The organism is Solirubrobacter soli DSM 22325, from assembly GCF_000423665.1.
GTDB classification, from domain to species: Bacteria; Actinomycetota; Thermoleophilia; order Solirubrobacterales; family Solirubrobacteraceae; genus Solirubrobacter; species Solirubrobacter soli.
Genome location: NZ_KE384072.1, coordinates 388127 through 409551 on the forward strand (window position 1 = coordinate 388127; position 21425 = coordinate 409551).

Below are 21425 nucleotides of genomic sequence, written 5' to 3' on the forward strand. Positions count from 1 at the left end.
TTCTCAGCGTTCGACGGTGAGCCGGACACGTCCGCCGGACCCCAGTCGGGCTGGGCGCCTCCAAGCAGGGTCTTGGCGCGCGCGATGATCGCCGCCTGGCTGCGCGGACGACGGGTCCCCGCGGTGACCCGCAGGGTGCGCTACCTCACCGACGCCGCGCGGACGCGGCTCGGCGATTGATACGTTCACGCCGGTGGGAGCGAGGACGCCAGGCGACGTGGTGGCGCGGGGCAGCCGATCGTCGGTCCGCGCGTACGGCCACGGGGCCGTCGTGAAGGTGCCCGACGCGGCGACCCCGGAGAGCTGGATCTCGTTCGAGGCCGAGTACGCGGAGGCCGCGCGCATGAGCGGCGCGCCGGTCCCGAAGCTGCTCGGCATGGAGCGGATCGACGGGCGCCTGGCCAGCGTGTGGGAGCGGATCGGCGGCGAGTCGATGTGGCAGCGCATCGTCGACGCCCCCGCGAGCAGCCGCGAGCTGGGCGCGCTGCTCGCCGACCTGCAGGAGGCGCTGTTCGCGCTCACGCCGCCCGTCGCCCTGCCGCGTCAGCGCGACCGGCTGGCGACGAAGATCCGCCATGCCGCAGCGGCCTACGGCGGTGACTTCGGCGCTGCCGCCGACCTGCTACCGGCGCAGACCGAAGCCGGGCGCCTCTGTCACGGGGACCTGCACCCGAGCAACGTCGTGTTCGGCGCGGACGGCCCGGTGCTGGTCGACTGGTTCGACTGCTCGCGCGGCGATCCGGTCGCTGACATCGCGCGCTCGACGCTCGTCCTGCTCGGAGACGGCGCCCACCGCCCCGCCCACCTCCCCGGCGCCGACCCGGCCACGCTCGCTGAGCTCACCGACGCCTACCTGCACCGCGTTCGCGAGCATCGCGACCTCGACGACCTCCCGCGCTGGCAAGCCGTCAACGCGGTCGCGCGGATGGCCGAAGGCCTGCCGGCCGACGATCTGATCGCCGTCTGGACCCGCTACCGCTCCGGCAGCTGAACGAGGTCCCAGAGCTCGCCGAACACCGCGGGCGCGGCGCTGATCACGAGGTCGGCGTTCTCCGGGCAGGGGAGCTCGGTGGCCGCACCCGCCTCGGCGGCGATCAGCGCTCCGGCAGCGCGGTCCCAGATCGCGGTCTCGTGCTGGAAGTACGCGTCCGCGCGCCCGCACGCGACCCAGCACAGCTCGAGCGCCGTCGACCCGAACAGCCGCACGTCGCGGGCACGGGGGAGCACGCGGCGGACGAGCTCGCCCTGCTCCGCCCGCCGATCGGCGTGGTACGAGAACCCGGTCAGGACCAGGGCGGTGGCGAACGACGAGCACTTCGACGCTGCGATCGGCGCACCGTCGAGCCGCGCGCCGCCGCCGAGGCTGGCCGAGAACACCTCGTGGCGTTGCACGTCGACCACCGCGCCGGCGACGACCTCGCCGTCGACGGCAACCGCCACACTGACCGCCGACAGCGGCACGCCGTAGAGGAAGTTGACCGTGCCGTCGAGCGGGTCCAGCACCCACTGCATCCGGGCGCCGGGCGCGGTCGTCCCGCCCTCCTCGCCGACGATCCCCGCGTCGGGCGTGAACTCGAGCAGCCGCCGCTTGAGCAGGTCCTCGGCGCGCAGGTCGGTCTCGGTGACGACGTCCGTGGGCGAGGACTTCAGGCCGAGGGCGCGCGCGTGTCCGGAGGCCTCGGCGACCAGCGTGGCTGCCTCGCGGCCGACCGTCGCCGCGATGTCCTCGAGGTCACGCACGGATGACCGTCATGCCGTGGCTCTCGAGGAACTCGACGTCGTCGTCGTCGACACGGGTGTCGGTGACGAGCACGTCGATCTCCTCGAAGGACGCGAAGCTGAACATCTGCACGTTGTGGAACTTGGACGCGTCGACGAGCGCGACGACACGGCTCGCGCGCTCGATCATCGCGCGCTTGACCATGTGCTCGTCGCGGTACGGCGTCGTGAGCCCGTGCTGGAACGAGAGCCCGTCGCAGCTCATGAAGAGCACGTCGACCGTCATCGGCTCGAGCTCGACGCGCGTGGTCTCGTCGACCATCGCGTGCCGGTTGGTCCGCACCGAGCCGCCGAGCACGGTGAGGTCGCGCACGCCGCGCCGGCTGAGGGTCAGCGCCGTGATCAGCGAGTTGGTCACGACGTGCACTTCGCGGTCGACCGGGAAGACCTCGGCGAGCCGCTGGCCCGTGGTCCCGGAGTCGATGATCACCGGGCCCCGCTGCGGCACCTCGGCGACGGCGGCGGTGGCGATCCGCAGCTTCTCGTCGCTGTTGACCATGTCACGGGCGTCGAGCAGCGGCTCGTAGCTCACGCGCTCGATCGGGATCGCCCCGCCGTGCACGCGCCGCAGCAGCCGGCGTCGCTGCATGTCGGAGAGGTCGCGGCGGATCGTCTCGGTGGTCACGGCGAAGCGCTCCGCGAGGTCGGACACGTCGACCGAACCCTTGTGCAGGGCGAGCATGTAGATCTCGTGCTGGCGGTCGTGCTGGAGCTTGCCGGCCGCCATCACCGCGGCTCTCCGGCGCGGGCGAGCGTCAGCGCCGCGAGCGGGCCGTCGGCCGCCAGCTTCCGGTAGGCGGCGTCGAAGGCCGTCCGGAACCGCTCCGAGTCACGCAACTCGGACATGGGGTCGAACGCGAGGAAGGCGAGCGGATCGTCCACGGCCAGTGCACCGTACCGCCGCGCCTCCTCGCCGGAGGCGTCGAAGGCGATCTCCGGGCTCGTTCCGAGGTAGCGCGCCCACGCCGCGAGCGCGGTCGTGGCGCAGTCGATCGGGCCGCCGAGCTCGAGCTGGCGGGAGATCGTCGGAACCAGGAACGTCCGGAACTTCGCGCTGCCGTCGATGCACAACCGCGCGATCTGGTCGCCCACGCCCGGGTTGGCGAAGCGCTCCAGCACGGATTCGACGTAGCGCTCACGCGGGTGGCCGGGGATCTCGGGAACCGTCGGCAGCGCCTCGCGATACAGCAGCTCCTCCAGGAAGGCGCGGATCTCGGGAACCGCCAACGCCTCGTGCACGAGCTCGACCCCGGCCAGCGCGGACAGGTACGCGATCGACGAGTGGCCGGCGTTGAGGAAGCGCAGCTTGTAGCGCTCCCAGTCGTGGATGCGGTCGGTGAACAGGACCCCGGCGTCCTCCCACGGCGGGCGGCCGGCGGCGAACTCCCCGTCGATCACCCACTGGCGGAACGGCTCGCAGACCACCGGCCAGCGGTCGTCGACGCCCAGGCGCTCGCGCAGCCACCGCCGGTCGGCGTCCTGGGTCTGCGGCGTGATGCGGTCGACCATCGAGTTGGGGAAGGTGCACTGCTCGCCCACCCACGTGGCAAGCCGGTCGTCGATCCGCGCCGCCGCGTTGACCATCGCGGCGCGTGCCGCGTCCCCGTTGCCGGGGAGGTTGTCGCAGCTCAGCACGGTGACCGGCCCGAGGGCGAGCGCGCGGCGGCGCGCGAGGCCGGCCGCGAGGCGGTCGAACGTCCCCGGCAGCTCCTGCGGTTCCGCGTAGCCGCCCTCTGTGACGGTCAGCGACAGGATCGCGGTCGCCGGCGCGGCGATCAGGTCGGCGACGGCGTGCCCGTCGTCCGGTGGTGCGTGCACGTAGCGGACGATCGAGCCGATGACCTCGGCGGTCGGCTCGCCCGCGCCCTTCTCGATCAGCGTGTAGAGCTCGTCCTGCGGCGCGAGCGCGTCGCGCATCGCGGCGTCGGCGTCGAGCAGCCCGAGACCGGCGATGGCCCAGTCGCTCCCCGCCGCCGCCAGCTCGTGCACGTAGACGGCGAGGTGGGCGCGATGAAAGCCGCCGACGCCCACGTGGACGATGCGCGGCACCAGGCGGGAGCGGTCGTAGAGCGGGACCGGCAGACCCCGGCGCGCGATGTCAGAAAGGTGCGCCTGGGCAACGCTGACATCGGACATGGTCGCGAGGCTAACACAGGCAAATCAACATTGCCAATGTTGGTTATCGATTGACAACCCACATAAACCAACGTATAAGTCCACTTGAGCGAAGTTCTCTGACTCGGAGGAGAGGAATGTCAGGCATGTCGCGCTTCACGGTGCCCGCCGCCGTCGCCGTTGGCCTGGGTGCACTCGTCGCGGCCTGTGGCGGCTCCAGCGAGCCGTCAGGCGGCTCGGGCTCGTCCAAGGGCGGCTCGATCAACGTCGCGATCGTCGACAACCCGCAGATGAAGGACATCGCGGCGTTGACCCCCAAGCTGTTCACGGCCAAGACCGGCATCAAGGTCAACTACACGGTGCTCGACGAGGGCACCCTGCGCCAGGTGACCACCCGCGACGTCGCGGCCGGCGGCCGGCAGTTCGACGTCGCGATGATCGGGATGTACGAGGCGCCGCAGTTCGGGGCCAGCGGGACACTCGTGGACCTCACCCAGCAGGCGAAGTCCGATCCCGCGTACAAGTACGACGACCTGATCGAGTCCGTGCGCAACGGCCTCTCGGCCGACGGGAAGCTCTACGCGTCACCGTTCTACGCCGAGTCCTCGTTCCTGATGTACCGCAAGGACGTCCTCGACAAGGCCGGGGTGACGATGCCGCCGAAGCCGACCTGGCAAGAGGTCGCGGCGATCGCCCAGAAGGTCAAGACCAGCGACATGGCCGGCATCTGCCTGCGCGGCAAGCCCGGCTGGGGTGACCTCGGCGCCTCGTTCACCACGGTGCTGAACACGTTCGGCGGGACCTGGTGGTCGGCCAAGCCGGACGGGTCGATCGACAAGGCGATGGTCGCCACGCCCGAGTTCAAGCAGGCGCTGAACTTCTACGTGAACCTCGTCAAGACGGCGGGCGAGAAGGATGCCGCCAACGCGAGCTTCAACGAATGCCTGTCCCAGTACAAGGACGGCAAGGTCGCCATGTGGTACGACGCCACGGTCGCCGCGGGCCTGCTCGAGGCCTCCGACAGCCCGGTCAAGGGCAAGAACGGGTACGCACCCGCGCCCGTCGACAAGACCGCGGCCTCCGGCTGGCTGTGGTCGTGGGCGCTCGCGATCCCGAAGACCACCTCCAACCAGGACCTCGCGTGGAAGTACATCGCGTGGGCGACCGGTCCCGACTACATCAAGGCGGCCGGGACGGCCGTGGCAGGCGGCTGGGCGGCGATCCCGCCCGGCACGCGCAAGTCCACCTACGAGATCCCCCAATACAAGGAGGCGGCCAAGGCCTTCGCCCAACCCACGCTCGACGCGATGTCATCCGCCCCGATCGACAACCCGGGAACGACCAAGCGACCGGGCCTGCCAGGCGTCCAGTACGTCGGCGTGCCGGAGTTCCAGGACGTCGGCAACCAATGCACGCAGCAGTTCTCGGCGGTGATCGCCGGCCGCGCGTCGGTGGACTCCGCGCTGGGCAACTGCCAACAGGTCGCGTCCCAATCGGCACCGTGATCCACCCCACACCCCATCTCCTCGGGGGGATCGCGTGACAACCGTCGACGCCACGACACGGACCGTCTCACCCAAGGCGACCCGCCGCATCCCTCTCGCGCGCGGGGAGTCGTGGCGTCGGCGGCTGCCGCTGCTGCCGGCGCTGGTCCTGATGATCCTGCTCACGCAGGTGCCGTTCGTGATGAGCATCTACTACAGCCTCACGGACTGGAAGGTCGTGCCGCCCGAGCCGCGCGAGTTCGTCGGCCTGGACAACTACAAGCACCTCTTCAGCGACCACTTCTTCGTCGACGCGGTCGTGGTCAGCATCAAGCTGACGGTGATCCCCGTGTTCGGCGCGATCGTGCTCGGCTCGGCGTTCGCCATCCTGCTCGACCGCAAGTTCTTCGGCCAGGGCGTGGTGCGCACGCTGCTGATCACGCCGTTCTTGATGATGCCGGTCGTCGTCGGGCTGATCTGGAAGAACCAGGTCTTCCACGGCCTCTACGGCGTCCTGAACTGGGTCATCGAGACGCTCGGCGGGACGCCGATCGAGTTCGTGTCGCGCTACCCGACGATGTCACTGATCATCGTGCTGATCTGGCAGTGGACGCCGTTCATGATGTTGATCATCCTCGCCGGGCTGCAGAGCCAGCCGGCCGACGTGCTGGAGGCCGCCAAGGTCGACGGCGCGACGCCGTTCGGCGTGTTCCGGCAGCTGACGCTGAGCCACCTGCGCCCGTACATGGAGCTCGGCATCCTGCTCGGGACGATCTATCTGATCCAGGTCTACGACCAGATCGCGGTGATGACCGGAGGCGGGCCGGGCTCCACCAACGTGCCCTACTTCGTGTTCCAGCGATCGATCGGCGGCGGCTGGGAGTTCGGCCAGGCGTCTTCGTACAGCATCGTCGTGGTCATCGCTTCGATCGCGATCGCCACGGTGGCGCTGCGCGTGTTGTCCAACCTGCTCAAAGGCGAGGAGATCGCATGAGCGCTTCGTCCGGTCCGGCCGCCGTCGGCGAGCGCCAGTGGGTCAATCACCTGCTGGGGGCGCTCGCCTGGCTGGTCGCGCTGCTGTTCTTCTTCCCGGTCTTCTGGATGGTCCTGAACTCGTTCAAGACCGAGCAGGACGCGAACACGAGCCCGAAGCTGTTCTTCTCCCCCACGCTCGACGAGTACCGCGAGGTGACCAAGAGCGTCGGCGGCCTGCTGTCGTTCGGCGAGGCGTTCACGAACTCGATCGTGATCGTGTTGACCTCGACGATCATCGTGATGCTGCTGGCGATCCCCGCCGCCTACGCGCTGGCGGTCCGCCCCGTGGTCAAGTGGCGCGACGTCCTGTTCTTCTTCATCTCGACGAAGTTCCTGCCGGTCGTGGCCTCGATCCTGCCGATCTGGATCCTGGCCAAGAACATGAACATGCTCAACACCCGCATGGTGCTGGTGATCCTGTACCTGGGCATCAACCTGCCGCTGGCGATCTGGATGCTGCGCTCGTTCTTCACGGAGATCCCGCGCGAGCTGATCGAGGCCGCCGAGATCGACGGCGCCAGCCTGCGGGGACAGTTGACATCGGTGATCCTGCCGATCGCCGCGCCCGGCATCGCCGCCACCGCGCTGCTGTGCGTGATCTTCGCCTGGAACGAGTTCTTCTACGCGGTCCAGCTCAATCCCGTCCATGGGTCGACGGTCCCGATCTGGGTCACGACCAACATCAGCACGCGCGGCGACTTCCTCGCGAAGCTCTCGGCCGCCTCCGTGCTCGCCTGCATCCCCGTCGTGCTCGCCGGGTGGATCGCGCAGAAGCGCATGATCCGCGGCCTGGCCATGGGCGCCATCAAGTGAGGACCTGGAGATGACCGCAGTCAAGTACGACCACGCGACCCGCACCTACGAGGGCTCGGACATCGCGGCCGTCGACGGCCTGGAGTTGGAGGTCGGCGACGGCGAGTTGCTCGTGCTCGTCGGCCCGTCCGGCTCCGGCAAGTCGACGGCGCTGCGGATGCTCGCCGGCCTGGAACCGCTCGACGACGGGGCGATCTTCATCGGCGACCGCGACGTCAGCCGCGTGCGCCCGCGTGACCGTGACATCGCGATGGTCTTCCAGAACTACGCGCTCTACCCGCAGCTGACCGTGGCCGAGAACATGGGCTTCGCCCTCAAGCAGGCCAAGGTCCCGAAAGAGGAACGGGTCAAGCGGGTCCGCGAGGCCGCGCGGGTGCTCGACCTCGAGCCCTATCTCGACCGCAAGCCCAAGGCGCTGTCCGGCGGCCAGCGCCAGCGGGTCGCGATGGGCCGGGCGATCGTCCGCAAGCCGGCCGTCTACCTGATGGACGAGCCGCTCTCGAACCTCGACGCCAAGCTGCGCGTGCAGACCCGGGTCGAGGTCGCCGAGCTCCAGGAGCGTCTCGGTGTCACGACGGTCTACGTCACCCACGACCAGGTCGAGGCGATGACCATGGGGCATCGCGTCGCCGTGCTCAAGGACGGCGTCCTGCAGCAGTGCGACCCACCCGGCACGCTCTACCACGAGCCGGTCAACGTGTTCGTCGCCGGCTTCATCGGCTCGCCGGCCATGAACCTCGTCCCGGTGGCGGGCGAGCGCCCGCTGCGGATCGGGCACGCCGCGCTCGAGCTCGACGCGGCGACGCGCGCCGCCATGAGCGAGCACCCCGGCCCGCTGACCGTCGGCTTCCGCCCTGAGGCGGTCGAGGTCGGCGACGGTCCGCTGCGGGCCGAGATCCGCACCGTCGAGGATCTCGGCTCGGAGGTGTTCGTCCACGTGACGATCGAGCACCAGGGCGAGCACATCGGGCTCGTGTCGAAGATGGCGCCGCCGTTCGACGGCAAGCTCGGCGAGCCGGTCGGGCTGCGGCTCACCGGTCGCACGCACCTGTTCGCCGCCGACGGGTCGCGGATCGCCTCGACCACCGCGTCGCTGGAGACCGTCAGTGCCTAACGGCGCTTGGAGGCCTCGGCCGACGAGCCTTGAGCGTTGAGCCCGCGCTGGACGATCGTCCGAGCCATGATCCATAGCGATGTCCCGGCGGGGTCGCGTTGTTGGCGGAGCGGTGCGGAACAAACGTGGGTGAGACCGTCCCGGCACCAAACGTGCATCCGGCTGCGGTTTTCTGCGGTTTTCCGCGTGTTTGTGGCGGACGGAGAAACACGCGAAGACGTTCCGGCTGAGCCGCGTCGAACACCACGGACGAATCACGGCTGCGCTTTGCTTGGCGGTAGAGCGGAGCCTGAGCCAGCCCCCCAACAGGAAACCTGTCGGGAGAACACGGAGTCAGTTCACGCTAGGCGCCGGCGGCCGGTCCGCGCTGCGGGTCGTTGCGGAACGCCGCGATCGCCTGGCTCGCGCTCGAGCGGCCCGGCAGCCACAGTCGGCGGGAGGGCGGGTCTTCCGGCTCCTCGTCGAGATCGGCGACGAACTCAGGCTCGGGGAGCGGCTGCAGGTTCGGACGGCGGGCGGCGGGGGTGGAGCCCTCCATCGCCGCGGCGATCTCCAGGTGGTCGATGTCACCTGCCTTGAGCAGCGCCTGGGTGAGGCGCTCGAGCTGCTCGCGGTGCTCTTCGACCATCGCGATCGCGTCGCGGTAGGCGTCTTCGACGATCCGGCGGATCTCGGCGTCGATGGTCGCCTTGGTCTGCTCGGAGAACCCGGACTGCGAGTTGACGATCTGCCCGACGGCGGAGGAGAGGCCGAACTGCTCGACGGCCGAGCGGGCGATCGAGTTGGCCTTCTCGAGGTCGTTCGCCGCGCCGGAGGAGACGGTGCCGTAGATGACGTGCTCGGCGGCGCGACCGCCGAGGATGTAGATCAGCTGCTCGTGGATGTGCTGGGCGGTCTGGAGCGCGCGGTCGGAGCGGCCGACGACCGCGAAGCCGGCGGCCTGGCCGCGCGGGTTGATCGTGGCGTGCAGGGTCTTGTCGACGGTCGGGCAGAGCTCGGCGCACAAGACATGACCGGACTCGTGGTAGGCGACGGCTTCGCGTTCGCCGGAGGCCAGCATCGCGGAGGCCTTCCGCGGGCCGGCGATGACGCGCAGGAAGCCTTCGAAGAGGTCGTCGTGGGTGATGTCAGGGCGCCTGCTGCGGGCGGCCATGATCGCGCCCTCGTTGAGCATCTCGGCGAGCTCGGCACCGCTCGAGCCGGCGGTGACCTTCGCCAGGTACGGCAGGTCGACGTCATCGGCGAGCGGCTTGCCCTTGGCGTGCACGTTGAGGATGCTCAGGCGGCCGTCCTCGGACGGGGCGCCGACGTGCACGTGGCGGGAGAAGCGGCCGGGCCGCAGCAGCGCCGGGTCCAGCGTGTCGAGGCGGTTGGTCGCGGCGATCACGAGGAGGCGTTCGTTGCCCGCGAAGCCGTCCATCTCGACCAGGAGCTGGTTGAGGGTCTGGTCGGCCTCGCGGTGTCCGCCGCCGCCGCCACTGCCGCTGCCGCGCTTGCCGCCGACCGCGTCGACCTCGTCGATGAAGATGATCGCGGGGGTGTTCAGGCGGGCCTGGGCGAAGACGTCGCGGACGCGGGCGGCGCCGACGCCGACGTACATCTCGACGAAGTCCGAGCCGGACATGGCGAAGAACGCGGCTCCGGCCTCCCCGGCGACGGCCTTGGCGAGCAGCGTCTTGCCGGTGCCGGGCGGTCCGTAGAGCATCAGGCCGGACGGCATCTTGGCGCCCAGCCGCCGGTAGTCCAGCGGGTCCTTGAGGAAGTCGACGAGCTCGGCGGCCTCCTGCACGGCCTCGTCGCAGCCGGCGATGTCAGAGAACCGCACGGTGGGGAGCTCACCCTGCTTCTGGGCGTTCTCGGAGTGCTTGATCGGCCCGTTGCTCATGGTCTTGGCGTGCCGGCGCTGCAGGAAGAACATCGCGGCGATCATCGCGGCCATGCCGCCGAGCATCATCAACGCGCCCCAGGGGAACTGCGAGCCGTGGGCGAAGCGCGTGTCGATGTCGACCGTGGCGCCGGCGGCGGTGAGCTCGTCGGCGAGCGCGTCGTCGGTCGGCGGGTAACCGACCGTGTGCTCCGCGCCGTCCTTGAGGAGGACCTCGGCCTCGAACTGAGCGGGCCGGAGCGTCGCCGAATCGACCTGGCGGTTCTTGATCGCGGCGCGCAGATCCGAGTAGGAGAACCCGTCCTTGTCACCCGCGGCCTTGGCGACCTGCTCGCTCGCCGCCGTGCCGGCAGCGTGGGCGTTGGCCGACACGAGGCCGAGCGCGACGATCGTCGCGAGGAGGCAGAGAACAGCGGATGGCAATCGGCGCAGCGTGGAGGGCATGGCGGAAGGTCCCTGTCGGATCGGATGGGCCCTGACCCTCCGGCCATCGGCGTCTCGCGACCGTGGCTTTAGCTCCGTCACCCCCGTGACGGGGAAGGCCCTGGAAACGACGTGTTTTCTCATGAGGGGACGCCGCGCCGGTGGTCTAATCGAGCCTTCGCTCATCCCTCGGAGGGGACCATTGTTCGAACTTCGTCGTGCGCGCCTCGTCGCGTGCTGCGCCGCCACGCTCACCGTGGCAGGCGCCGTCGCCGCCAACGCGAGCCCCACCGCCGCCCAGGCGCCGGCGCTCGGCAGCGCCGATCAGGGCGGCGCGGTGATCGTCTGGCTCAAGAACGACCACGCCGATCTCGATCTGCGCAGCTCGGCTCGCGCGGCGGCCGCGCACGCCGACCAGCAGCCGATCGTCGCCGCCATCCGCGCCGCCGGCGGCAGCGACATCGTGCAACTGGTCAGCGTCAACGCGGTGGCCGCGCATGTGTCGGCCGCCGGGGTGGCGGCGCTGCGCGCGTTGCCCGCGGTGAAGGAGATCATCCCCGACGCCGGCGTGCCGATCGGTGACCCCGAGCCCACCGGACCGGCGGTCACCGGCGTGCGGATCACGCCCGACAAGAACTCGCGCAAATCCGCGCAGGCCGCGGGCACGAACCCCTTCCCGACGTCGAACGACTGCGGGACGCAGGACAACCCGCTGATCGAGCCCGAGGCGCTGCTCGCGATCAACGCGCCGGCGATGACGAACGCAGGCCTGAGCACCGAGCCCGGGCACGGCGTGATCGTCGCCAACGACGGGATCAGCACCGCTCCGCGCGGCGACCTCGTCGGCAACCCGAACTTCGTGCGCCCGGCGGCCGACGGCGGCGGCAGCGTCGTCGTCGGGGCGACGCCGGGCGACACGACCGACAGCACCGACGGCGAGTACTACGGCGACGCGTCGTCGATCGACGCGCAGGGCACGGTCCTCTACCAGTACTCGAAGGAGCTGCCGTACTCCGGTCTGCCGGACACGTGCTACTTCAAGCTCGTGGGTGACGCGCCGGGCGCCTCGCTCGTCGACACGAACACGATCGACACGCCGGAGAGCGCGTCGGTGATGAGCGAGTCCGAGCTGCTGGCCGGCATCGACGCCGCGGTGCTCAAGGCGCACGCCGATGTCATCAACGAGTCCTACGGGTACTCGAACTCCCCCGGCAGCTACGCCATCCACTACGCGGCGAACGACGCCGCCGTCGACGCGGGCGTGACCGTCGTGGCCTCCTCCGGGGACAGCGGCGTGTCCGGCACGGTGTCCTCCCCCGCCTCGGACCCGAAGATCATCGCGGCGGGCGCGACCAACACGCACCGGCTCAACGCGATGGCGTACGGGTTCACCGGGTGGGTGAACAACGACATCACGCCGTTGTCGAGCGGCGGGACGACGCCGGACAACAAGCTGGTCGACCTCGTCGCCCCGGGCTACGGCGGCGAGGCCGCCTGCAACCCGCACGGCAGCGACTGCCCGGCGAACACGCAGACCGAGGCGTTCGGCGGGACCAGCGAGTCCTCCCCGCTGATCGCGGGCGCGGCCGCGGACGTCATCCAGGCCTACCGCGACTCGCACAACGGCGACAGCCCGTCGCCGGCGCTGGTCAAGCAGCTCCTCACCGGCACCGCGTCCGATGCGAGCGCCCCGGCCGACCAGCAGGGTGCGGGCCTCGTGAACATCAAGGCCGCGGTCGCAGCCGCGCAGCAGCAGCTGAACACCACGGCGACCGGGGGCGCCAACAGCCTGATCCCGACCCCGACCCAGCTCGACCTGCGCGGCGACGGCGGCTCGTCGAACTTCCAGTCGGTGAGCCTGTTCAACTCGAGCAGCGCGTCGACGACCGTGACCGGCACGTACCGCGAGCTCGGCCCGGAGCACCAGATCGGGTCGACCGTCACCGAGAACGTGAGCGCTCCTGACATCAGCCTCGCCGTGCCGGCCGACGGCGCGCAGGCCGCGCCGGACATCACGATCAACGTCCCCTCCGGCCTCGACCGGCTCGACGCGGACATGATCTGGCCGGACCCGGCCAACGGCGCGATCCTGAGCTTCACGCTCACCGATCCCAGCGGCAGGCTGCGGCAGATCTCCTACGACTACGGCACCGCGTCGACGACCGGCGGAACGGGCACCGTCCCGGACATCCAGCACGTCGAGGTCGCGAACCCCGAGGCCGGCACCTGGCGGGTGGCGATCAAGTGGGCCAACGGCCGCGCGCACCTGCAGTCGCTCCCGAACGTCCCCGGCACCTACACCGGGACCGTGAGCTTCAAGGCCTCCGGGCAGAACTGGATCACCGCGCCGGCCTCCCCCGCGATCACCATCGCGGCGCACCGGGCGGCAACGATCCCACTGCAGGTCGCGTTCCCGGCGGCGGCGGGCGACCATCCCGAGTCGGTGCAGTTCACGTCATCGGGCGGCGCGACCACCTCGCTCCCGATCGCGCGTCGCACGCTGGTGCCGAGCACGGGCGGCGAGTTCGACACGCAGATCACCGGCACGGTCGGGCGCGGGATCGGCCAGATCAGCACGTTCAACGTCAACGTCCCGGCCGGACGGTCGGACCTGGGCGTGACGCTGACGACCCCGGACACGAGCGCGGACGATCCGATGACACTGTTCCTCGTGAACCCGGCGGGAACGTCGGTCGCCACCCACCTGGTGAACGGCCGGGCGCGCAACGGCGTCCCGTTGACCGGGGGAACGGCCACGTACCACGTCCCGAACCCGATGGCCGGGACGTGGGAGATCGACGTCGAGCTCAACCTGACGACCAGCGGCGAGGAGTTCACGCAGACCGTGGTGGGCGACGTGCTGCCGCAGGCGCCGGTGATCACCGCGCCGGTGGGTGCGGTCGTGAGCACGACGCCGTTGATCGCCGGCACGGGCGTTCCGGGTGACACGGTGACCGTGTCGGCCCTCGGCGCCACCGTCTGCACCGCCGTGGTCGGTTCGGACGGCGCCTGGTCCTGCACCCCGTCGATGGCCTTGCCGGCGGGGCCCGTGCTGCTCACCGCCACCCAGGCGGACGCGACCGGCAACGCCTCGGCGGCGTCGACCGCGGTCGGGATCACGGTGCCGCTGGGGTCGACGAGCACGCCGGGCGATGTGTCCGGTGTCGCGCCGGCGACGCTCTCGCTCTCGCTCGGCGCGCCCGCGTCGTTCGGGGCGTTCACGCCGGGCGTGGACAGGACGTACACGGCGTCGAGCACCGCCGACGTGATCAGCTCGGCGGGCGACGCGACGCTGAGCGTGTCCGACCCAGGTCACCTGGCGAACGGCGCGTTCAGCCTGACCGACCCGCTGTCGGTCTCCGTCTCCAAGAGCAGCTGGTCGGCTCCGGTCTCCAACGACCTGGTGACGGTCGGCTTCTCGCAGCACATCGGTGCGAGCGAGGCCCTGCGGACCGGTGGGTACAGCCGGACGCTGACGTTCACGCTGTCCACCACGCAGCCGTAGACCCCGCGGTGTCAGCATCCCGGGGCACATGCTCCGGGATGCTCTGACCCTCGCCATCTGCGCCCTAGCCGCGACCGCCGCCGCCGCGGCCGCGGACCCCGTCGCCCCCGGCCCACCCACGTCGCTGCCGGAGTTCGCCGGTGGGGCCGTCGTCGCGAAGCCGCTGCCGGCGACGATCGCGCCCCAGAACCCGTTCATGGCGCGCAACCCGTTCAGCAACATCCACAACGACACGTGGATGACCGACGCCTACCGCTTTGCCGGCCCGCTCGGCCGCGCGTTGGTGGCGACGTCCGGCGCGCACGCGCCCTCGCTGTGCGGCTCGCTCGCCTTCGACAAGAGGGGTCGGATCGTCTCTGTGTGCCCGAGGATTCCGGGGAGCCCGCAGGCGCGGATCTATGACCCGCGGACGCTCGCGATGGTGGCGTCGTACGACATGCCCGATGCCCCGGGCCCGGCGGGCTTTCAGAACTTCACCGGCGGCGGCTACTTCTTTCTCGACCAGAAGGACCGCATCTGGAGCGCGACCAAGACGGGACACGTGTTCGTGCTCGCCCAGCGCGCCGGCAAGCTCGTCAAGGTCGCCGACTATGACCTCGAGACCGAGCGCATCACCTCCCTGCTGCCCGACTGGCGTGGCCGCATCTGGTTCGTGACCAAGGACCGCGGCGTCGTCGGCGTGCTCGACACGAAGACCCGCGCGATCAAGGCGATCCGCTTGGGCGAGAGCATCCAGAACTCGTTCGCCGTCGACCGCGGCGGCGTCTACATCGCGAGCGACAAGCGCATGTACCGCTTCCACGCGACGTCGTCCGGCAAGCCCGTCGTCGACTGGAAGGTGAAGTACAAGAACTCCGGCATCCACAAGCCCGGGCAGGCCGAAGCGGGCACCGGCACCACGCCCACGATCTTCGACCGCGGCCGCTACGTCACGATCACCGACAACGCCGACCCGATGAACGTCGTCGTCTACCGCACGTCCAACGGCCGGGTGGTCTGCGAGACGCCCGTGTTCTCCAAGGGCGCGAGCGCCACCGAGAACTCGATCATCGCCGCGGGCCGCTCGCTCTTCGTCGAGAACAACTACGGCTACCAGGACCCGACCGGTCCCAACGCGGGAGCCCCGACGACACCGGGCTTCGCCCGCGTCGACGTCGACGGCTGCAAGGTCGCCTGGACGAACACCACCGCCGCCGCGCCCTCGGTCGTATCCAAGCTCTCCACCGCGACCGGCCTGATCTACACGTACATCGCCCCCACCGACCCGAACGGCTCCCACCCGTGGTTCTGGGCGGCGATCGACGCGCACACCGGCCAGGAGGTCTGGCGCAAGCTGGCCGGCACCGGCGCGCTGTTCAACAACAACTACGCGGGCCTCGCCCTCGGCCCCGACGGCACCGCCTACCTCGGCACCGTCGGTGGCCTGCAGGCACTCCACGACGGGTGAGCCCGACGAGCCGCCTCTACGGGTTCGCCGTCGAGAGCGTGAACGTCAACGTCTTGGAGTACGTCCCCGTGCGCAGGGCGTCGCCCGCGCCGATCGCCTGCTTGAACGTGACGGTCGTGACGTCGTTGGATGCCGGCGCCGACCAGGTCTTCACGACGCCGAGGCCCTGCAGGGGCTGCGGCAGCGCGAAGGCGCCGTTGACCAGGCGGCCTGGGGCCGTGGTGCTCGGGTCCGACACGGTCAACGTGGCATCGCCGGCGGTGCTGACCACGGTCGCGGTCGTCGACGCCGAGTACTCGCGCGCGACGCCGGGCGTGAACGCGCCGAACTGGGCGGGCGCGCCGAGCGTCAGCGCCAGCGTCGCCGGCACCGCCCCGCCGGCCGGGGCCTGCTCCTCGTCGCCGCCCACGTAGGAGGCGGCGCCGGCGCTGATCAGTGCGCCGCGCTCCGCGGCGTTCACGAAGCCGCCGGCGAGGAGATCGTCCGCCAGCTTCGTGAGGTGGGTGACGAAGGAGCTGTGGTTCGGCCACACCTCCTCATCGAGGAGGTGGTCGCTGATCGTGCACGTGCCGCCGAGCGTCCGGTTCGGGACGCCGCTGTCGACGCTGCCGACGACGACCGTCGCGCGCGTATCCGGGTTGGCGCAGATGCCGGGCGCGAACCGGCCGCCGACCACGGGGAGCTGCAGCGAGCTCTTCGCGAGGTCGATGCTGAGCTGGGTGCCGGGCTGCGGCTTGAGCGTGAACAGACGGTCGCTCGACATCACCATGAGCGCGAGCCGCTGGCCCGAGAGGACGACCTTGTCCGTCGGCTCCAGATTGAACGTGACATCGACGAACTCGCCGGGCACGAGCGGGGCGCCGCCCGAGATCCCGCCGCGGTTCTGCGGGTCCGCCCAGCCGCGCGTGATGACGTGCGACGTGTTGATCGTCGTCGAGGTGCACGTGAGCGACGGCGTGAACGGCAGCGCGACGAGCCAGACGGAGAGGTTCGCGGCCGCCTTGCTCGACGCCATCCGCAGCTTGATCCGCGGGAAGCCCGAGAGGTGGAGCGGCGCCGTCAGGGTCGGCGTCGCATAGAGGAGCCGCTGCGTGCCCGAGTTGACGAAGTTGCCCGGCTGGCACGTGGCGTCGTCGGTGAGCGTCTCGGTCCCGGCCACCGGGCGCGTGAGCGACGTCAGTTCGCCGGTGGCGTTCCCGCCGGTCTTCGGCAGGAACTCGACCGGCTTCGCGGCCGGGTTCGGGTAGTCCGCGTACGGCGTCGGATTGTTCGTCGAGCACGCGATGCTGACGACGGCGCCGGTGGCGACCTTCTGGCCCGCGGTGGTGGCGACCGCCGTCTCGAGGACGACGGTGGTCGAGTTGGGGATCGCGACGATCGCCCTCGTCGTCTCGGTGATCGTCCCGTTCGCGTTCGTCTGCGGGATCGTGAGCGTCATCGAGACCTGGAGCTGGCTCGTGTCGCCGACCGTCAGCGTCGCGGTGTTCGACTGGTCGCCGGCGACCGTCGCCGTCCGCGGCGGGCAGGCCGCGGTCTCGCGCGTCACCCAGGCCTTCGGCTGGTTCTCGACCCCGTTCTGGACGCCGTAGAGGTAGCGGGTGAACCACAGGTTGCGCAGGCCCAGCGGCGGCGCGCCGCCGTGGCCGCCCTGGTGGTAGTACTGCATGAGCGGCACCTTGCCCTTGAGCGCCTCGGCGATCCGGACGCTGTGCTCGGGCACGACGTTCCAGTCGTTGAACGCGTGGGCCATCAGCGTGGCGGCCTTGACGTTCGCGAGCTGATTGAGCTGGTCGCGGCCGGCCCAGAAGTCGTTGTAGTCGCCGGTGACACGGTCGTGGCGCAGCTTCATCAGGCCCTCGCGGACCGTGTCGATGCAGTACTGCCTCCGCGCCGGGTCGCCGCTGTTGATGTAGTCGAAGAGGTAGTCGATGTCCTCGCCGGGCCAGCCGCCGGGGTTCCGCACCAGCCCGTTCGATCGGTAGTAGTGGTAGTAGGACGTGTTCGGCGCGATCGGGATGATCGCCTCGAGACCCTGGACGCCGGTCGTCGCGGCGGAGATCGGCAGCGTGCCGTTGTACGACGTGCCGGTCATGCCGACCTTGCCCGTCGACCAGTAGGCCAGGACCTCGGTGTCGCCGTCGATCGTCGTGTAGCCCTTCGCCCGCCCATTGAGCCAGTCGACGACCGCCTTCGGGCCGTCATTCTCGTTCGTGCCACCCACCGTCGGGCAGCCCTGCGAGAGACCCGAGCCCGGCGACTCCGAGTGGACCACGGCGAAGCCGCGCGGCACCCACGTGCTGACCTCGCTGGTCGAGATCGACGTCCGGTTCGGGTTGAAGGCGATCGCCGGTGGCGAGACCCGCGGCGGCGGCGTCGCGCCGACCTCGGTGTTGGTGTTCCAGAAGTACTGCGAGCTCGTCGAGGCCGTGCCCGCGTAGTACGGGCTCGTCTCGTAGACCACCGGCACCTTCAGGTTCTCGCTGTCGGTCTGCGCCGGCCGCGTGACGTCGACGTGCATGCGGTCGCGCTTGCCGTCGCCGTCGGAGTCGAACTCCGTCTCGACCCAGAGGCGCTGCCGCACCCATTGAGCCGAGACGTTGAAGCCCGGGACGACCTGCGCCTGCCCGTTCGCGAAGACCGGCAGCGTCTGCGCCTGGGCCCTCGCCGCGGGAACCCCGACCGCCATCGCGGCGATCACCGCGGCCAACCATTTCCTCTCCACCCAGCAGCCCTCCTTGAACCTGGTGCAAGACCCCAACCAGGCGACCGTACGGAAGCCGCGGACAACTCTCATCCAACCGTTGTCTGAATCCCACTCCCCACTCAGAGACCGTCGTCGCAGCCGCGGTGCGCTACCGCTGCCGGTGCTGAGCCTCGACGGTGGCCACGATCTTGTCGATCTGGGCCTTGTCCTTGTCCCTGACGTTCGTCGCGCCGGCGGCGACGGCGACGTTCGCGGGTGCGCATTGGACGTAGGCGGAGACGTACTGGCCGCTGATCGAGTAGTCGTCCGTACCGCCGACGACGAACCAGCCTGTGCGACCCGCCGTCGCCTGCGTAGCGGCGATGCCACTGAGCGAGATCGAGACGCCGCCACCGCTGATCGCGCGCTGGCCTGCAGGGCAGTAGGCCGTCGCCGTCTGGGCGTAGTTCCCATAGATGAACGGAACGTTGGCCGACTGCACGGGCGTGATCTGACTGACCGCGCTCGGCCCTGCCGGCCCGGCCGGCCCGGCGGGACCGGCGGGGCCGCTAGGACCGGCGGGACCCGTGTCCCCGGTCATGCTCTCCAGCGCGGAGTTCGAGAGATCCGCGGTCGTCAGCGATCCGTTCCTGATGTCCTTGCCGGTGAGCGAGCTGTCCTGGACCTGCGCGCCCGTGATCTTGGACGCGGCGTACGCGCCCCCGGACATCGCGAGCACCAGCGCGACGACACCGACCATCACGCTCGGACGAGTGAACCTCTTCATGCCCCCTCCTTAGGGTCCCGGGCAGAATGCCTCCTTGCCCGTTTGACGTCCCTGGAGACTAGGGGAGCAAACGGGAGTTCCACACTGGTGAAAGGTCCAGGCCGACGGTCACCGTGGAGGTGTGGGAGCTGTCGTCGGCGGAGGTGCCGACGTAGATCGTGTACTCGCCCGGCTTGATCGCGAACGCCCGCGTGCAGTAGTCCCAGACGCCGAACGGATGGTGGGTCGCCGCGGGGTCGATCGTGATCGCGACCGGTTGCGTCTCGCCAGGTTCGACGGACACCTTCTGGAACCCCACCAGGCGCTTGGGCGGCTGGCCGTCGACCGGGACGCCGAGGTACACCTGGACCACTTCGGCGCCGGCGACGGACCCGGTGTTGGTGACCGCGGCCCGCACGATGACGGGCGCATTCGCCCCGTCCGGCGCGTCGACGGACACGTCGGCGATGTCGAACGTGGTGTACGACAAGCCGAACCCGAAGCCGAACCTCGGGGTGATGCCCTGCGCTTGGTACCAGCGGTACCCGACCTCCAACCCCTCCGAGTACCGCAGCACGGGATGTCCCGCCCCTTCGTCGGTGCCCGGATAGCGCTCGGGCCGGCCCGCGTAGAGCGTGTCGTGCTCCGAGACGGGATACGTGGTCGGCACCTTGCCGGAGGGGTTCACGACGCCGAGCAGGAGGTCGGCGACGACGTGGCCGTCCTCGGCGCCCTGGTTCCAGGCCTCCAGCACGGCTGGAGCCTTGTCGATCCAGGGCATCAGGATCGGGTTGGAGTCCTTGAGCACGACGACCGTCGCCGGGTTGACCGGGAGCAGCTCGCCGAGCATCCGGTTCTGGTCGTTGAGCATGTTGGCATCGGACTGGTCGGCGCCCTCGGTGGCGATCAGCCCGGCCATCAGCACCACGACGTCAGCCTCTGCCGCGGCGCGCTTGGCGTCCTCGAGGTTGGACAGGTCGTCGGCGACCGTCAGCTTGGTCGCGGTCGCGCGTGAGTCGAGCTCGCGCAGCACGTCCTGGAGACCCTGGAGCGGCGGCACGGTGTAGAGCGGGTCGACCTTCGATGAGCCGCCGCCGCCCAGGCACGCGTCATCGACGTACGCGGACTGCCCGATGATCACGAACGACCCGGCGCCCGCGTCGAGCGGCAGCAGCCCACCCTCGTTCTTGAGCAGGACGGCGATCTGCGAGCCGATGCGACGCGAGACGGCGCCGTGGGCCCGCGCGTCGATCGCGCCAGGCGCGTACGGACGCTCGAACTGCCCGAAGCGGAACATCTGCGTGAAGCGGCGGACCAACGCGCGGTCGACGGTCTCGATCTCGAGGCTGGTGTCCTGGAGCGCCGCCTTGACATTGGCCTCGTTGAGCCACTTGGCGTCGGGCATCTCGTGATCGAGGCCCGCGTTGATCGCCGGAGCGCACGATCGGCACGACCAGAAGTCCGACTGCACGTAGCCCTCGAACCCCCACTCCGTCCGCAGGATGTCGGTGAGCGTGTGCCGGTACTCGGTGGCGTACACCCCCCGCACCCGGTTGTACGCGCTCATGATCGCCGCGATCTGCGCGTCCTTGACCAGCATCTCGAACGGCAGCAGGTAGAGCTCGCGCAGCACATGCTCGTCGACCTCGACGCTGGCACGGAAGCGCTCGTGCTCCTGATCGTTGACGACGAAGTGCTTGCCCATCGCGATCACGTCGTGGGCCTGGATCGCCTTGGTCACCGCGACGCCCATCACGCCGGACAGGTACGGGTCCTCGGAGAAGTACTCGAAGTTGCGGCCGGCGATCGGCGTGCGGTGCAAGCACACGCCGGGGCCCTCCAGCACGTGCTGGCCGAGCGTCGCTGCCTCTGAGCCGATGATGTCACCGTAGGCGTGCGCGAGGCCGGGGTCGAAACCGGCCGCGAGACCGATCGTCATCGGCAGCGACGTCGCAGGCGGGCTCGGAGTGCCATCGCCCATGCCCACCCCGACCGGGCCGTTGGTGATCCGAAAACGTGGAATCCCGAGCTCGTCGATCGCGGCCACGTGGCGCTCGATCCGGATCTGGGCGGCGAGCTCCTCCACCCTGGACTCCCGCGCCGCGGCGTAGATGTCGATCGTCTCCATCGCCCCGTGCAACTGGGCGATCTTCTGCTCCAGCGACATCGTCGCCACGAGCTTCTCGGCCCGCTCGCGAGGTGACATTGCCCGGGACCCTACTGAGCAGCCCGCGCCTTCGTGTCCGGCCGGGAACACTTCGGCGACGAAGAGCCGGCCTAACTGATGGGCGAGCTCGCCGTCAATCAGGCGCGACGCCCGCCGCTCTCGATCGCGCCAGGCTCGTCGCACCTTGACACGCGCCCTGCAGGCCCGAA

14 protein-coding genes and 1 pseudogene are annotated in these 21425 nt (G+C 70.1%); 7 read left to right on the forward strand and 8 right to left on the reverse strand.

All coding sequences use genetic code 11. The features are described 5' to 3' along the window. Positions 1-193: 193 nt before the first annotated feature. On the forward strand, positions 194-991 hold the full coding sequence (locus G569_RS0140790; protein ID WP_169542359.1) for a phosphotransferase enzyme family protein: 798 nt from the start codon (positions 194-196) through the stop codon (positions 989-991). Here G569_RS0140790 and G569_RS55885 read toward each other — a convergent pair. From G569_RS55885 to G569_RS0140805, 3 genes are read right to left on the reverse strand one after another with little or no spacing between them, the layout of a single operon-like run. Next, positions 973-1740 (reverse strand): inositol monophosphatase family protein, encoded by a 768-nt coding sequence (locus G569_RS55885; protein WP_037502622.1) that lies wholly within the window; start codon positions 1738-1740, stop codon positions 973-975. The two genes, G569_RS0140790 and G569_RS55885, sit on opposite strands and share 19 nt — an antisense overlap. After that, positions 1733-2506 (reverse strand): DeoR/GlpR family DNA-binding transcription regulator, encoded by a 774-nt coding sequence (locus G569_RS0140800; RefSeq protein WP_053227746.1) that lies wholly within the window; start codon positions 2504-2506, stop codon positions 1733-1735. Before G569_RS0140800 ends, G569_RS55885 begins: the two co-directional genes overlap by 8 nt. Then, positions 2506-3915, reverse strand: a complete 1410-nt coding sequence (locus G569_RS0140805) for a mannitol dehydrogenase family protein (protein WP_028067675.1) — start codon at positions 3913-3915, stop codon at positions 2506-2508. Before G569_RS0140805 ends, G569_RS0140800 begins: the two co-directional genes overlap by 1 nt. 125 nt (positions 3916-4040) lie before the next feature. Between G569_RS0140805 and G569_RS0140810 the strand changes: the two genes are divergently transcribed. The 4 genes from G569_RS0140810 to G569_RS0140825 are packed head-to-tail and all read left to right on the forward strand — an operon-like array spanning position 4041 to position 8340. Further along, on the forward strand, positions 4041-5399 hold the full coding sequence (locus G569_RS0140810) for an ABC transporter substrate-binding protein (protein WP_028067676.1): 1359 nt from the start codon (positions 4041-4043) through the stop codon (positions 5397-5399). Between the two features lie 34 nt (positions 5400-5433). Further along, the gene (locus G569_RS0140815; protein ID WP_028067677.1) at positions 5434-6372 is read left to right on the forward strand and encodes a carbohydrate ABC transporter permease; all 939 of its coding nucleotides are present in this window, start codon (positions 5434-5436) and stop codon (positions 6370-6372) included. Next, on the forward strand, positions 6369-7226 hold the full coding sequence (locus tag G569_RS0140820; RefSeq protein WP_028067678.1) for a carbohydrate ABC transporter permease: 858 nt from the start codon (positions 6369-6371) through the stop codon (positions 7224-7226). Before G569_RS0140815 ends, G569_RS0140820 begins: the two co-directional genes overlap by 4 nt. Positions 7227-7236: 10 nt before the next feature. Further along, entirely contained in the window at positions 7237-8340 is a 1104-nt protein-coding gene (locus G569_RS0140825; protein ID WP_028067679.1) for an ABC transporter ATP-binding protein, read from the forward strand. Between the two features lie 343 nt (positions 8341-8683). Here G569_RS0140825 and G569_RS55890 read toward each other — a convergent pair whose 3' ends face one another. Then, positions 8684-10648, reverse strand: coding sequence for an ATP-dependent metallopeptidase FtsH/Yme1/Tma family protein (locus G569_RS55890; protein ID WP_169542360.1), 1965 nt, complete (start codon positions 10646-10648; stop codon positions 8684-8686). Between the two features lie 202 nt (positions 10649-10850). On the opposite strand from G569_RS55890, the gene G569_RS63465 reads away from it, so the two are divergent. Both G569_RS63465 and G569_RS55900 read left to right on the forward strand, forming a co-directional pair. After that, a complete protein-coding gene (locus tag G569_RS63465; RefSeq protein ID WP_037502626.1) occupies positions 10851-14153 on the forward strand; it encodes a S8 family serine peptidase in 3303 nt (1100 codons plus the stop codon). Positions 14154-14181: 28 nt separating this feature from the next. Beyond that, positions 14182-15600 (forward strand): hypothetical protein, encoded by a 1419-nt coding sequence (locus tag G569_RS55900; protein ID WP_053227748.1) that lies wholly within the window; start codon positions 14182-14184, stop codon positions 15598-15600. Between the two features lie 16 nt (positions 15601-15616). Here the strand turns inward: G569_RS55900 and G569_RS66620 are convergent, their stop codons facing one another. The 4 genes and pseudogenes from G569_RS66620 to G569_RS55910 form a co-directional block, all read right to left on the reverse strand. Then, the gene (locus G569_RS66620; protein ID WP_371683508.1) at positions 15617-17038 is read right to left on the reverse strand and encodes a CocE/NonD family hydrolase C-terminal non-catalytic domain-containing protein; all 1422 of its coding nucleotides are present in this window, start codon (positions 17036-17038) and stop codon (positions 15617-15619) included. Between the two features lie 96 nt (positions 17039-17134). Beyond that, positions 17135-18286 (reverse strand): annotated as a pseudogene (locus G569_RS66625) (CocE/NonD family hydrolase); the annotation flags it as partial. Between the two features lie 166 nt (positions 18287-18452). Continuing rightward, on the reverse strand, positions 18453-19070 hold the full coding sequence (locus G569_RS63470; RefSeq protein WP_157592651.1) for a hypothetical protein: 618 nt from the start codon (positions 19068-19070) through the stop codon (positions 18453-18455). A 58-nt stretch (positions 19071-19128) separates the two neighbouring features. After that, positions 19129-21255, reverse strand: a complete 2127-nt coding sequence (locus tag G569_RS55910) for a beta-glucosidase family protein (protein ID WP_084286265.1) — start codon at positions 21253-21255, stop codon at positions 19129-19131. Positions 21256-21425 lie beyond the last annotated feature (170 nt).